Origin of the sequence: Streptomyces nigrescens (assembly GCF_027626975.1) — a bacterium.
GTDB lineage: Bacteria > Actinomycetota > Actinomycetes > Streptomycetales > Streptomycetaceae > Streptomyces > Streptomyces nigrescens.
The window spans coordinates 6715547-6729654 of sequence record NZ_CP114203.1 but is presented as its reverse complement, the minus strand read 5'-3'; the positions used below and the strand labels follow the sequence as shown (position 1 = coordinate 6729654).

The following is a 14108-nucleotide window of genomic DNA, read 5'->3' as shown; positions in this document are numbered from 1 at the left end:
CTACTTGGACCGCGGCTGGCCGACCGTTAGCGTGCCCTGCGCACGGGACCGTTGTGAGCACCGAGCACTGGGGGCACACGTGAGCCGACCGTCACGACGCGCACTGTTGGGAACCGCCGGAGCGATCGGCGCCGGGGCGGCGTTCGGCGGGGCCGCCCCCGCTGCCGCCTCCGGGGCGCCGTCCGCCCGGCGCCAGGAGCGGGCACCCGCGTACGACACCGCACCGGCACGGGCGGCGCTGGCCCGGCTGCTGCCGCGGCACGCCGACCAGTTCGCGCTGGAGCCGCTGACCCCGGACGGCGACGGCGACCGCTTCCGGGTGGCGGGCCGGACCGGCCGGATCACGGTCTCCGGGACCACTCCCGCGGTACTGCTGACCGGCGTCAACTGGTACCTCAAATACACCTGCCGGGCCCATCTGTCGTGGGCCGGCGACCAGGTGGAGCTGCCCGCCCGGCTGCCCGCCCCGGCCGCCCCCGTCGAGCGGGCCACCTCGCTGCCGCACCGCTTCGCCCTCAACGACACCCACGACGGCTACACCGCCCCGTACGCGGACTGGCCGCGCTGGGAGCGGCTGATCGACGCGCTGGCCCTGCGCGGGGTCAACGAGGTGCTGGTCACCCCGGGCACCGAGGCCGTCTACCACCGGCTGCTGACCGGATTCGGCTACTCCGACGCCGAGGCCCGCAGTTGGCTCCCGGCACCCTCGCACCAGCCGTGGTGGCTGCTGCAGAACATGAGCGGCTACGGCGGCCCCACCAGCCCCGAACTGATCGCCAAACGCGCCGAGTTGGGGCACAGGATCACCGGCCGGCTGCATGAGCTGGGCATGCGCCCCGTACTTCCGGGCTACTTCGGCACCGTCCCGGACGGTTTCGTCGCCCGCAACCCCGGGGCCAGGACCGTCCCGCAGGGCACCTGGGCCGGTCTCAAGCGCCCCGACTGGCTCGATCCGCGCACCGACGCCTTCACCGCCGTCGCCGCCGCCTTCTACCGCCACCAGGAGCAACTCCTCGGCCCCGCCGACCACTTCAAGATGGATCTGCTGCACGAGGGCGGCGACCCCGGTGACGTGCCGGTGCCGGACGCCGCCCGCGCGGTCGAGAAGGCGCTGCGCACCGCCCGCCCCGGGGCGACCTGGGTGATCCTGGGCTGGCAGGACAACCCGCGGCGCGAGCTGCTGGACGCCGTCGACCACGACCGGATGCTGATCGTGGACGGCCTCAGCGACCTGGACACGGTCACCGACCGGGAGCGGGACTGGGGCGGGGTGCCGTACGCCTTCGGCTCCATCCCCAACTTCGGCGGCCGCACCACCCTCGGCGCCAAGACCCACATCTGGGCCGAGCGCTTCACGGCCTGGCGCGACAAGCCGGGCAGCCGGCTCGTCGGGACCGCGTACATGCCGGAGGCCGCCGAGCGCGACCCGGCCGCGTGCGAGCTGTTCGGCGAACTGGCCTGGCGGGAGCGCCCGGTGGACCGCGAGGCGTGGTTCGACGGCTATGCCGACCTCCGCTACGGCGCCCCCGACGACCACGCCCGCGCCGCGTTCGCCGCGCTGCGCACCAGCACCTACGCGATCTCCAGCAAGGACGGCCGCCCGCACGACTCGGTCTTCGCCGCCCGCCCGAACCTGGCCGCCCGCTCCGGCACCGTCTACGCCACCCACACCCCGGCCTTCGACCCGGCGGTCTTCGACACCGCGTTCGCCGCGCTGCTGGCGGTCCGCCCCGCGCTGCGCGGCAGCGACGCCTACCGCCACGACCTGACGGACGCCGCCCGGCAGGCGCTGGCCAACCGGTCCTGGCAGCTGATCGGGCAGCTCCAGGACGCCTACCGGCGCAAGGACCGGGACACCTTCCGGGCGCTGTCCGCACTCTGGCTGCGGCTGATGCGGCTCAGCGACGAGGTCACCGGCGCCCACCGGCAGTTCCTGCTGGGGCCGTGGCTGGCGGACGCCCGGGCCATGGCGACCGGCCCCGAGGAGGAGGCGCGGCTGGAGCACAGCGCCCGGGCGCTGATCACCACCTGGGCGGACCGGGCCACCGCCGACGGCGGCTCGCTCGCCAACTACGCCAACCGCGACTGGCACGGCCTGATCGGCGAGGTCCACCTCCCGCAGTGGCAGGCATACCTGGACGAGCTAGCGGACGCCCTGGCGGCGGACCGGCCGCCGAAGACCTTCGACTGGTACGCCACGGAGGAGCCCTGGACCCGCGCCCGCACCAGCCATCCGCTGCGCCCGACGACCGACGCCCACCGCACCGCGCGGCGGGTCCACGACACCCTCGCCAAGGCCCCCTACCAGGGCACCCTCACGGTCACCGCCGACCCGGCCGCGCTGCCGCCGGGCGGCCGGGCCACGGTCACCGCGGCGCTGCGCAACGTCAACGGGCTGCGGGCGACCGGCCGGGTGGACTTCGCACTGGCCGGTGTCGAGGCCACCGCGTCGGGCCCGGTATCGCTGCCCTCGGTCCCGCCCGGCGGCACCGGCCGCGCCCACTGGCGGGTCACCGCCCCGCCCGGCCCCCTGGAAAACCCCCTGCGCCCCCTCCCCTACGACCTCACCGTCGACTACGGCCCGCAGGGCGCGCCGCGGGTCCGTACGGCACGGCACGGCACCCTGTTCGTGGCGGGGCCTCTGGACCCGGCGCTGCGGACGGTCACCACCAATGCGGCGGTTTTCGGCCAGTTGGACGACCGTTTCGCCATCCATGGCGCGGGCGCGGACCTGTGGAAGGCCACCGCCGAGTTCGGCGCGGTCTACCGGCCGGGCGCCCTCACCGCCGGCGGCACGGTCACCGTCGAGGTGACCGCCCAGGACCCGACCGGCCCCTGGGCCCGCGCCGGCATCGTCGTCCGCAACCGCCTCACCCCCTCCGCCCCGGGCTCCGCGGACGCCCTCGGCTTCCTCAACCTGTCCGTGACGCCCGCCAACGGCGTGGTGCTGTCCTACGACGCCAACGGCGACGGCACCCTGGACACCTACCGGCGGCTCACCGGCATCACCGCGCCCGTACTGCTCCGGCTGACCCGCGGCAAGGACACCGCGGGCTCCGGTACCTACACCGGCGCCTGCTCCACCGACGACGGCGCGACCTGGCGCGAGATCGCCACCGTCACCGTCCCCGGCGCCGCCGCCCGGCAGGACACCGGGCTGCACCAGTCGGCCGCCAACTCGGCCACCGGGGACGGCGGGACGGCCGCATTCCGCCGCTGGAAGCTCGTCTGAGCGCCGCGTACGCTGAGCCGGGAACGGACCACGAGCGAGGGGATCACGGTATGAGTGCCGCAGCTGAGAAGGAGTGGCTCTACGCCCTCGACATCTCCGACGCCACCTGGCAGCGCGCCCCCGGCGACTCCGAGGAGGCCGTGGAGATCGCCTTCCTGGAGCGGGGCGCGGTGGCCATGCGCAATTCCACGGACCCCGATGTGGTGCTGCGCTACACCGAGGCGGAGTGGCGGGCCTTCGTCCTCGGCGCACGGGACGGGGAGTTCGACCTCCAGCGCTGAAGCCGCCGGCCCCGGCAGCCTCCACCGGCCCTCACGGCCACCCCTCGGGGTGCCGGGAGGGCCGGTGACCATCACAGGATTCACTCGTTTCACCGAACGTGAAGCAGCAGCAGAAACAGCAGCAGGCGACACCCCGGCGTCCGGAGCGCACCTCCCCCGGCAGCGTCGAGGACTTCGGTGACGTCATCGACGTCGAGCAGGCCGAGGCGGCGCTGGTGGAGCACTACCCCCGCCTGGTCCGGCTGGCCTATCTCGTACTGCCGCCCGGCCAGAGCCGCGGCCGCCGGGTGCTGTCCGCCCATGGAGTGGTGCAGCGGGCCCTGCCGCGCCAGCGCAGTTCCACCCGCGGGCTCGGGCTGCCCGCCCAGCGCACCGGCGCGGACGCGGCGATCGACCCCGGCTACGCCTTCGTCCGGCTGCGGGTCCTGCGGTCCGCCCTGGCCGGCGGGCGGACGCGCCGGTGGCTGCCGCTGCCGCCGCTGCTCCCCCAGGTGTGGGGTCTGCGGCTCTTCCCGCGCTCCGGCGGCGCCGATGAACTGGCGCTGGACCAGGCGCTGTCGGCGCTGTCCGGGCCGGGCCGGGCGGCGTTCGTGCTGCGCGATCTGGAGCGGCTGAGCGCGCCGGAGACCCGCCGGGTGCTGGAGGCGGCCGGGGTGGCGCACCCCCGGGAGGCGCTGGACGAGGCGGAGCGGGCCACGACACCGGCCGGGAGCCGGGACCGTTCGCTGCTGGAGTCGGCGGAGTTCGACCCCTGTGCGCTGCAGGCCAGGCCGACGGATCTGATCCGGCGGCGGCAGCACGGCCGGGCGGTGCTGGCGGCGGGCGCGGCCGTGCTGGTGTGCGGGGCGCTGCTGGGGCTGCCGGGCGAGGGCTGGGGCCCGGACGGCGCTGCCGCCCCGCCGTACGCGCAGAACGCCGCGGCCGAAGCGGCCCTGAACCCGGGCAAGTTGACGGTGACCTCCGCGGCCGCATGGAAGAGCGCCGCCCGGCAGGACTTCTCGGCCTGGCCCGCCCGCGGCGACCGGGTCCACGACCGGGCGCTGCTGCGGCGGGCACTGGCCGTGTGGGCCAGGCCCGGGGCCGGGGTGCAGGTCTCGGCGACCCCCGGCACCCCGGCAGGCCCGGCGGCCGGTCCGGCCCAGCTGCTGTTCGCGGGGGTGGTGAACCACGCCGTGGTGGTGCTCTTCCACGACGGCCTGCGGGTGGTGCGCTATGCGGAGGCGGCGGACGGCGAGGGGCAGAGCGACGGCACGGGCGCGGCGCTGGACTTCGCGCGTACGGACGGCGCGGCGGCGGCTTCGGCGAGTGCGCTCGTGGTGAGCCGTACGCAGGGCAATGTGCGCTATCTGACCGCCCCTTGGGTGAAGTCGGCCCGGCTGGTCGACCTGGTCAAGCCGGAGGCGGTGGACCAGCCGGTGGCGGTCGGGGCGGGCGGGGTGACCGATCCGGTGCCCACGGCACAGCCCACCGCGCAGTGCACGACCTGGCCGGCGCTGCGGATGGGCGGCCGGCTGCTGACCGATCTCGGGGAGCTGATCCCGGCGCGGCTGACGTACGGCAGCCCGCGCAAGCCCGGTGACGTGACCACCCCGAAGGCCCGGACGGCATGGGCGCGTACGGCCTGCCAGCTGGCCGTGGTCCGCGGCCAGGGGGTCCGTTCGGTCAACTCCTGGGAGTTCGCCCGGCAGCCGCTGCCCGGCGGCGCGGGCACCGCGGCCTGGCTGTGCACCCGCGCCGAGACCTGGCGCGGGCCGGGCAGCCGGACGATGGCGCAGATCCAGACACCGGCGCCGGGCGGGCAGCCGTATGCGCCGGGCACGGTCGCGGCGCGCGCCGAGGGCGGTACGTCCTGCGGGCCGCGGGCGCCGCGGGTGCTGGCCGGGGTGCTGTGGAAGGCCGCCGACAAACGGTGGTGGCTGCTGGCCGCGGGCAGCAGCCAGGTCAGCTCGGTCACGGCGACCGGCGGGGTCCCGGGCCAGGTGACCGGGCGGCTGCTGGCGGTCCCGGCGAAGGCGGGCCAACGGGCGGAGCTGACCGGCCGGCTGGCGAACGGGCGACGGATCGAGGCGCTCCGCTAAGGGGGCTCCGGCCTAGAGATGCACGCGCTCGGCCCGCCGCGGCGAGGGCCGGGCCGTCGCCGCCCGCTCATCGGCGGAAGCCAGCAAGAAGTACAGCGGCGGCAGGGCGAGTTCGAGGACGGTCAGGGCGGTCTGGAACCCCTGCGGCGATCCGTGGACGGCCATCGACAGCAGCCGGCCGAGTCCGCCGAGCAGAAAGATGCCGGCGAGCCACCGCACCGCCCTCGCCGGGACCGGCGACTGCCGTGCCGCCCAGATCCAGGCGAGACCGTAGCCGAGGAAGACCGCCCCGTAGAACCGCTCCCGGCTGTCGACGGTGGCACCCGCCGAGCCCTCCCCCGGTACCGAGTCGATGCCGAGCGCGAAGTGGAACGCGCCGATCGCCACACAGGCGGCGCCCATCGCCAGCGCCAGCCACTTGAGAAGTCCGGCCATGGCCCGGTCCCCTTTCCCCGTTAGTAGATGCCTGTCTACTGGCCGGGAACGTACGGCCGTTACTGGACAGGTGTCAAGTAACGTGTAGCCATGCCCCCACGCCGCAGGCTCGCCCCCGCCGAGCGCCGCAGCCAGCTGCTCGACACCGGAGCGCAGCTCTTCGCGGCGAAGCCGTACGACGAGGTGTTCATGGAGGAGATCGCCGAACGGGCCGGCATCTCCCGCGCCCTGCTGTACCGCTACTTCCCGAACAAGCGCGATCTGTTCGCCGCGGTCTACCAGCAGGCCGCGGACCGGCTGCTGACCCGCACGGAACTCGATCCGGCCCGCCCCGTGGGCGAGCAGCTGCGCGCCGGACTCGACGCGCACATCGACTACTTCGCCACGAACCGGAACACCGTGCTCGCGGCCAACCGGGTGCTCGCCGGGGACCCGGTGATCCAGACCGTCATCACCGATGAGCTGACCGAGCTGCGACGGCGACTGCTCGACTCCACCGGGCTCGGCGACGGCCCCGGGGAGCCGGTGTCGGCGGCACTGATGGGCTGGCTGGTGTTCGTCCGCACGCTCTGCGTGGACTGGCTGACGCATCAGACGTTCAGCCGCACCGAGTTGCGGGAGATGTGCGTCGGCGCGCTGCTGGGGGCGCTGCGGCCGGTGATGGATCCCGACCGGCTGCTCACCGGTGACGAGGAGAGCCCCGCGGACGCCCGTCCCACGCCCTGAGGTTTCCCCGCCCAAGGGGTACCGGCACTCCTTACCCACCAGTACATTGACGCCATGTCTAATACGGCCTCGTTGCGGCCCCAGCCGGCCGCGTCCGAGCACACCCCGCTGAAGGCCCGCAACGTCGCCTTCGACTGGGCGGACACCCCGTTGCACTGGATACCGGGCGACCCGTTCAGCACCCACACCATCAACGTCCTGCATCTGCTGCTGCCGGCCGGTGAGCGCTGGTTCGTGCACGTCTACAAGCAGGTGCTGCCGTACATCCGCGACCCCCGGCTGCGGGAGGACGTGATCGGGTTCATCGGCCAGGAGGCGATGCACTCGCAGGCGCACGACGAGGTGCTGCCGCACCTCAAGGAGCAGGGGCTGGACCCGGCCCCGTACACCGCGCAGGTCGACTGGCTCTTCGAGAAGCTGCTCGGCGACCGCACCCTGCCGCCGGGCCGGGCCCGGCGGTGGTGGCTGCTGGAGCGGGTCGCGCTGATCGCCGCCATCGAGCACTACACCGCGTTCCTCGGCGACTGGGTGCTCAACGCCCGGGCGCTGGACGCGAAGGGCGCCGATCCGACGATGCTGGACCTGCTGCGCTGGCACGGCGCGGAGGAGGTCGAGCACCGCTCGGTGGCCTTCGATCTCTTCGTCCATCTGGACGGCGGCTACCGGCGGCGGGTCCGCACCTGGGCCACGGCGTTCACCGCGCTGGTCTTCCTGTGGCAGCGCGGCACCCGCTTCTTCATGGCGAACGACCCGTCCCTGGCCGACGGGAAGGCGAGCTTCCCGGAGTTCGTCCGCGCCGGACGGCGGGGCGTGCTCCCGACGACCGGGGCCATGGCCCGCTCCATCCCGCAGTACCTCAGCCGCACCTACCACCCCTCCCAGCACGGCAGCACCGAGCAGGCCGTCGCCTATCTCGCCGCCTCCCCCGCCGCGACCGCGGCCGAGGCCCGTACCACCGGAGGTGCCTGAGATGCCCCGGACACCCCGCGTACGCACCGTCGTACTGGTCGCCGCGGCAGCACTGGCCGCCCGGCGCGCGCTGCGCCGACGGGTCCGGGCCTCCCCCCTGTGGCCGCTGCCCGCGCTGGAACACCCGGTCTCCGGGCAGGGCCGCAAGGCACCGGAGACCCGGCAGTTGACAGTGGTGGAGCGTACGGAGGAGGCCGAGGGCGTGATCCGGCTGCGCCTGGCGGGCGAGGACCTTCCGGCCTGGGAGCCGGGCGCACACCTCGATCTGCTCCTCCCCTCGGGAGCCGTCCGCCAGTACTCACTCTGCGGGGAGCCCGCAAAAAAGCCCGACTCCTACACCATCGCCGCCCGGCTGATCGAGGACGGCCGGGGCGGCTCGCGCGAGGTGCACGAGCGGCTGCACGAGGGGACGGTCGTCGAGGTCCGCGGCCCCCGCAACCGCTTCCCGCTCCGGGACAGCCCCGCCTATGTCTTCCTCGCGGGCGGCATCGGCATCACCCCGGTCCTGCCGATGGTGCGGCAGGCCGAGCGGGCGGGGGTGCCGTGGCGGCTGCTGTACTGCGGGCGGTCACGAGCCTCGATGCCGTTCCTGGCGGAGCTCAAGGAGCTGGCGGGGGCCGACGGCGACCGGCTGACGGTGGTCGCCGAGGACGAGGACGGACGGCCCGATCTGGCGGCGGCGCTCGCCGGTGCGCCCCCACAGGCGGCCGTCTACTGCTGTGGCCCCGAGCCCCTGATGGACGCGGTCGCGGCCCTCCTGCCGGCCGTGACCGAGGGACTGACCCTGCACACCGAACGGTTCACGGCGGCCGCCCCCTCCCCCGCGGGCGGGAACGCGCCGTTCGAGGTCGAGCTGCACCGCACCGGCCGTACGGTCGCGGTGCCCGCGGACACCAGTGTGCTGCGGGCCATCCGCGACCAGGCGCTGCCCGATCTGCCGTACTCCTGCGAGCGGGGATTCTGCGGCACCTGCCAACAGCGGGTGCTGTCCGGAGAGGTGGACCACCGCGATGACCTGCTGACGGACACCGAGCGCAACGACTCGCTGCTGATCTGTGTCTCCCGGGCGCGCGGTGGACGTCTTGTGCTCGATCTGTGATTCCACCGGCGATTCCGTGCCGCGTCCCAGGTCGTTAGGGTGACCCGTATGACCACCGGGACGCGCCGCAGAATGGGCGTCGAGGAGCGGCGTGAGCAGCTGATCGCTGTCGCACTCGACCTCTTCAGCCACCGTTCCCCGGAGGATGTGTCGATCGACGAGGTCGCCGAGGCGGCCGGTATCTCCCGCCCGCTCGTCTACCACTACTTCCCCGGCAAGCAGCAGCTGTACGAGGCCGCGCTGCGACGGGCCGCCGAGGAGCTCACGGCCCGTTTCGTGGAGCCGCACGAAGGCCCGCTCGGCGCCCGGCTGTTGCGCGTCATGGAGCGGTTCTTCGACTTCGTGGCCGAACACGGCCCCGGCTTCTCGGCACTGATGCGCGGCGGCCCCGCGATCGGTTCGACCCGCACCGGCGCGATGATCGACAGCGTCCGGCAGGCCGCCTACGAACAGATCCTCGCCCATCTCGGCATCCCCGACCCCGCCCCCCGGCTGGAGTTGGTGGTCCGCTCCTGGGTCTCCCTGGCCGAGACCACCGCACTGCTGTGGCTCGACGGCCGCCGCGTACCGCGCGCGGAGCTGGAACGGCAGCTGGTGCACGATTTCGCTGCGCTGGCGGCGGTGAGTGCGGCCTACGACGACCAGATGGCCGAGGTCGTCCGCCGCGTCCTGGCCGACGAGCCCGCGGACGGGATGTTCGCGGATCTTGTGCTCCGCCTAGGGAGATTTGCTTAGGCTTCCTACGTTTTCGGCTGTCCGGCCGTGTTTGCTTCTCGCCGTTGCGGGTCCGCTGCGCGGGGCTTGGGCTCGGGTGACGCTTGCGAGTGCCTCGCCGTTGCGGGTCCGCTGCGCGGGGCGTGGGCTCGGGTGACGCTTGCGAGTGCCTCGCCGTGGCGCCTGCGGCGGGCGGGTGGTTGTCGGGTGCGGTGACGGACCTCCGGGGCAGGGTTTCCGGACTGCTTCGCTTTACGTCCGGAAACCCTGCCCCTCCGGCCCGTCCCCTCCCGTAGGAGGAGTCAGTGACGGTGAGTGGGGGCGGGCGTCCGTAGGCGGCGATTCACTCCTGCTTCGCGAGGAGCACCAGACCACCGGCGGGCACCCCCACCAGCCGTTTTTCCCACCCACCAACGGGAGGGGACGGGCCGGAGGGGTAGGGGTGTGGGACGTAAAGCGAAGCAGTCCCACACCCCTGCCCCGGAGGCCCGTCACCGCACCCCGACAGCCCCGCGCAGCGGACCGGCCCGCCGCAGGCGCAACGGCGAGAAAGCCGAAGACGCGGGCCGAAGAAGCTCAGCGCGCCCCGTAGCGGGCGGCAAGTACGTGGAACGCCCGCTTCGGTTCCCACGGCATATCGGGGTAGGCACGCTTGTCGGCGGGATAGCCGCTGTGCTCGTCCAGGACTTTGACGATGCCGTAGGAGGCGAGGTCCTCGTCCGGTCCGGATGTCCGGTGGGGTGTGCTGAAACCGGCGAAGCTGAACCAGAAGACGGAATCGACGCCCTCCCCCTCGAAGACGGTCATGAGATCGTCGAGGTAGCGGACCTGCTCGCCCTCGTCGCGCACCAGGCCGGGTTTGAGGGTGACGCCGTCGGCCTCCCTCGCCATGTACCAGCCGGCGCCGCCGTGCTCTCCCGCTCCCCGGTAGGTGCAGCAGCCGGCCTCCATGATGGCGACGGGCTTGCCGTGGCCGCATTCCTTGCGCAGGTCGGTGCGGTAGGTGGCCGCATTGCGCAGGCTACGGAAGGCGTCCAGGCCGACGATGTCGAACGGGGCCCAGTCCACGCCGTCCAGAGGGCAGGAGGCGTAGCTCACGCGTCCGCCGAAGAGGGGCCGCACGGTGTCGACGGCCTCCCCCAGGAAGGCGTTGACCTTGTCGGGGATGCCCTGGAGCGCGGCTTCGCGGCCGGGGCCCGCCAGGACCGGAATGCGCTCGTTCAGTGTGTCCCCGGGCAGGTATCCGCGGGCGAACACGCTGAGTTCGCAGCCGGTGACGAGGACGACCTCGGCGCCGTCGCGCCGCAGTCGCTCCGCCCGCTCGGCGCAGTCGGTGAACAGCGGCAGCATCTCGGCGTTCGACAGCTCGCAGGGAAACGGCGAGAACCAGACCTCCAGGCCCGCCTCCGCCGCGTACCGCGCCGTAGCCTCGATACGGTCCGGATCGCCCCCGGTGATACGGACAGCGGTGCAGTGCAGGTCCTCCGCGACGACACGCATGTCCCGTTCGACGTCCCGAACGTCGAAGACGGGGCGCGACGTGTCGCCGTTGGGAAAGGTGCCGGTGTCGTAATGGATGCCCTTGCCGCGCAACATGACGAATGCCTCCGGTGGATTGACCGTGTCTGCCGTACGGCGTCATCGTCCAAGTTGCCGCTGCGTCAGCGTCAAGGCCGCACCGCGCTCAGCCCCGGCGGAAGACCGCCACCGTGCGGGCCGGGACCGTGAAGGTGCCCGAGGCGGGTGCGTAGGACGCGGTGGCGGTGGTGCGGTCCGTGCCCCGGGCCTGGACGGGGTGCAGGGCGTAGGGGGCGCCCGCGAGGTCGCGGACGGTCTGGTGCTGTGGGGACGGGGTGGCGTTGAGGACGACGACGAGGTTGCCGAGGCGCATGGTGATCACGCCGGGGGTCTCGTCCTTACCGGAGAGGGGGAAGGAGAGCTGCGACTGGACCGCGGCGGTGCTGGACAGGCCGAAGGCCGGTTCGGTGGCGTGGATGCGGAGCAGGTCGCGGTAGGCGGCCGACGTGCTGTGGAGCGTGTCGCAGCCGGGCCAGAGTGCGGGGTCGGCCAGCAGGGGCCGGGCGTAGGGCCACTTGTCCTTGTTGTCGGCGGCCGGGGGCAGGCCGCGGCCGAAGCCGTTGCCGTCGGCGCAGTTCCAGTGCAGGGCGTTGTACCAGTCGCCGCTGTCGAAGGAGTTGCGGTCCAGGGACTTGGAGCGGAGGAGGTCGGAGCCCGCCTGGGAGAGCGCGGGGCCTTGCGAGAGGGCCGCGGTGGCGAGGGCCAGGACCTGCATACGGCCGCGGTCGGCGGCGCCGGTGTGCGGCGGGAGTTTGTAGGCGAGCGCGTCGTAGAGGGTTTCGTTGTCGTGGGCGTCGGCGTAGGCGAGCGCGTCACCGGGGGCGGCGGCGTAGCCGGCCGGAGCGCCGTTGTAGTCGACCTCGGAGCCCTTGACGCGGCGGCCGGTGGTGTCGGTGAAGGTGTAGTCGGCGAGGTTGCCGGTGAGACCGACCTTGAGGAGATCCTGGTAGTGGAGGAGGCGGGCGCGCTGCTCGGCCGGAGTGCCGTTCCCGGCCGATGAGTTGGGGTCGGTGTACAGGCCCGAGGCGAAGCCCTGGACGCGGGGGTCGGCGTCGAAGGGGCCGCCGCCGCGCACCGCGTCCCGGGCCCGGTCGCTGAAGGTGGCGATACCGGTGCCGGCCATGTTCCGCTGGGTAGCCTGGACGAAGCGGGCGTCGTTCGCGGCCTCGCCGAAGTTCCAGCCCTCGCCGTAGAGGATGATCTTCTTGCCGTCAACGCCGTCCTTTTCCGGGGTCAGCGCGTCGAGGGCCTTCCTGACAGCGAGGATATTGGCCTTGGGATGGTGGCCCATGAGGTCGAAGCGGAAACCGTCGACCTTGTACTCCTTGGCCCAGGTGACGACCGAGTCGACGACGAGCTTGCCCATCATGGTGTGTTCGGGCGCGGTGCCGGAACAGCAGGTGGAGGTGGCCACCCCGCCGTCGTCGAGCAGCCGCTGGTAGTAGCCGGGGACGATGCGGTCCAGTACGGAGTGCGGGTCCTGGCCGTCGGCGGCGGTGTGGTTGTAGACGACGTCCATGACGGTGCGCAGCCCGGCGCGGTTGAGGCCCTGGACCATGCGCCGGAACTCGACGGTGCGGGCCGTGCCCTCCGGGTCGGAGGCGTAGGACCCCTCGGGGACGGTGTAGTGCAGCGGGTCGTAGCCCCAGTTGTAGGCGTCGCGGGCGGCGGTCTTCCCGACGCAGTCCTGCTGGCGGTCGGAGTCGGGGGCGTACGAGGCGAGATCGCAGCCGGGGCGGGACTGGTCGGCGGGCCGCTCGGGGGTGGTGGCGAAGTCGAAGGCGGGCAGCAGGTGGACGTAGGAGGTACCGGACCGGGCGAGGGAGCGCAGATGCCGCATCCCGTCCGAGCGCCGGTCGGTGAAGGCGAGGTACTGCCCCGGGTGGCCGGAGGTGCGGTCCTCGACGGAGAAGTCGCGGACGTGCAGCTCCTGGATACGGGCCCGGCGCAGCGGCACCGCGGCGGGCTTCGTCAGCCGTGCCCAGCCGTCCGGAGCGAGCTCCGGGTCGTCGAGATCGGTGACGAGGCTGCGGGCCGAGTCCGCGGTCAGCGCGGTGGAGTAGGGGTCGGTGACCTTGTTGGTGACGGTCTTGCCCACGCTGGGCGCCCAGACCGTGACGAGGTAGCGGTACGGCTTTCCGGCCCAGTCGCGCGCCCCCTGGACCCGCCAGACTCCGGTGCGGTCGTCGCGCCGCATCGGGACCGTACGGCCGTCGAGTTCCAGGGCGACGGTGCGGGCGGTGGGCGCCCAGACGGACAGGGCGGGCCGGCCGTCGCGGCCGAACACCGGCCCCAGCGGGGCATGTTGGGCACGGGCCCCGTAGAGGTCGTCCAGAACGCCGGGTATCTGGACGCCGGTGGTGGCGCGCCGCCCGTCCGCCGTGCGCTGGGCTGCCAGGAGCTTGCCACGCAGGGCGTCGGGAGCCAGATGGCGGTCGCGGGGGTCAACGGTGAAGGCCGGGTACGAGGCCAGGTGAGGGTAGGCGGCCCGCTCGGCCGGAGTGAGGGCCCCCGGCGCAAGCCGGATACGGGTACCGCCAGCCCCGAACTCCAGCTGGGCGGCGGAGCGTTCGGCGCCCTTCCAGATGACGGTGTCGCGGTCGATCCAGTGGGCCAGAGCCTTGTCCGGAGGGGGCGGCGCCGCCTGAGCCGGTTGCTGCGGGGACGAGACCAGCAGGGTCGCCGTACCGAGGACCAGGGCGACCATGGCGGCCAAGCGCCGGCGGAACCGGCGGGACCGGCGGGTGGTGGAGGGCATGGGTCATGGTTCTATCCGCGCCGACGCATCGATGCAAGACCTTACGCAAGAACATGCAAGGGTGCTACGTTCCCGCAGGAGCCGCTCCGGCCGGGCGGAGGCCCGTCCTGACACGGACCCACGCGCACGGCCGGCCGGGGCGGCGTCCAGAAGAGACCCCCAACAGGCCGCGCCGGCCACCCGTTCCGAACCCTTCGCTGGATACCTGTCGAGCACGGTGCGAGGTTTTGCCCAACGG

10 protein-coding genes are annotated in these 14108 nt (G+C 73.3%); 7 read left to right on the top strand and 3 right to left on the bottom strand.

Features of this window, described 5'->3' with window-relative positions:
* The first annotated feature begins 103 nt into the window (after positions 1-103).
* The 3 genes from STRNI_RS29855 to STRNI_RS29845 all read left to right on the top strand — a co-directional run bounded on the left by STRNI_RS29855 (position 104) and on the right by STRNI_RS29845 (position 5591).
* Entirely contained in the window at positions 104-3232 is a 3129-nt protein-coding gene (locus tag STRNI_RS29855; RefSeq protein WP_381845822.1) for an alpha-N-acetylglucosaminidase, read from the top strand.
* A 50-nt stretch (positions 3233-3282) separates the two neighbouring features.
* Positions 3283-3513, top strand: coding sequence for a DUF397 domain-containing protein (locus STRNI_RS29850; protein WP_018090162.1), 231 nt, complete (start codon positions 3283-3285; stop codon positions 3511-3513).
* Positions 3514-3611: 98 nt separating this feature from the next.
* Complete coding sequence (locus tag STRNI_RS29845) at positions 3612-5591, top strand: hypothetical protein (protein WP_277412354.1); 1980 nt, start codon at positions 3612-3614, stop codon at positions 5589-5591.
* A 12-nt stretch (positions 5592-5603) separates the two neighbouring features.
* Here STRNI_RS29845 and STRNI_RS29840 read toward each other — a convergent pair whose 3' ends face one another.
* A complete protein-coding gene (locus STRNI_RS29840; protein ID WP_159488481.1) occupies positions 5604-6026 on the bottom strand; it encodes a DUF4345 domain-containing protein in 423 nt (140 codons plus the stop codon).
* A gap of 90 nt (positions 6027-6116) precedes the next feature.
* On the opposite strand from STRNI_RS29840, the gene STRNI_RS29835 reads away from it, so the two are divergent.
* The 4 genes from STRNI_RS29835 to STRNI_RS29820 are packed head-to-tail and all read left to right on the top strand — an operon-like array spanning position 6117 to position 9555.
* Positions 6117-6752 carry a TetR/AcrR family transcriptional regulator gene (locus STRNI_RS29835; RefSeq protein WP_277412353.1) on the top strand — a complete coding sequence of 212 codons (636 nt, stop codon included), beginning with the start codon at positions 6117-6119 and terminating at the stop codon, positions 6750-6752.
* A gap of 54 nt (positions 6753-6806) precedes the next feature.
* The gene (locus STRNI_RS29830) at positions 6807-7721 is read left to right on the top strand and encodes a metal-dependent hydrolase (protein ID WP_262042603.1); all 915 of its coding nucleotides are present in this window, start codon (positions 6807-6809) and stop codon (positions 7719-7721) included.
* Between the two features lies 1 nt (position 7722).
* A complete protein-coding gene (locus tag STRNI_RS29825) occupies positions 7723-8820 on the top strand; it encodes a PDR/VanB family oxidoreductase (protein ID WP_277412352.1) in 1098 nt (365 codons plus the stop codon).
* 48 nt (positions 8821-8868) lie between these two features.
* Positions 8869-9555 carry a TetR/AcrR family transcriptional regulator gene (locus tag STRNI_RS29820; RefSeq protein ID WP_037741874.1) on the top strand — a complete coding sequence of 229 codons (687 nt, stop codon included), beginning with the start codon at positions 8869-8871 and terminating at the stop codon, positions 9553-9555.
* Positions 9556-10110: 555 nt separating this feature from the next.
* Here STRNI_RS29820 and STRNI_RS29815 read toward each other — a convergent pair.
* Positions 10111-11130 (bottom strand): hypothetical protein, encoded by a 1020-nt coding sequence (locus tag STRNI_RS29815; RefSeq protein WP_277412351.1) that lies wholly within the window; start codon positions 11128-11130, stop codon positions 10111-10113.
* An 88-nt stretch (positions 11131-11218) separates the two neighbouring features.
* Positions 11219-13870, bottom strand: a complete 2652-nt coding sequence (pulA, locus tag STRNI_RS29810) for a pullulanase-type alpha-1,6-glucosidase (RefSeq protein ID WP_277412350.1) — start codon at positions 13868-13870, stop codon at positions 11219-11221.
* Between the last annotated feature and the right edge of the window lie 238 nt (positions 13871-14108).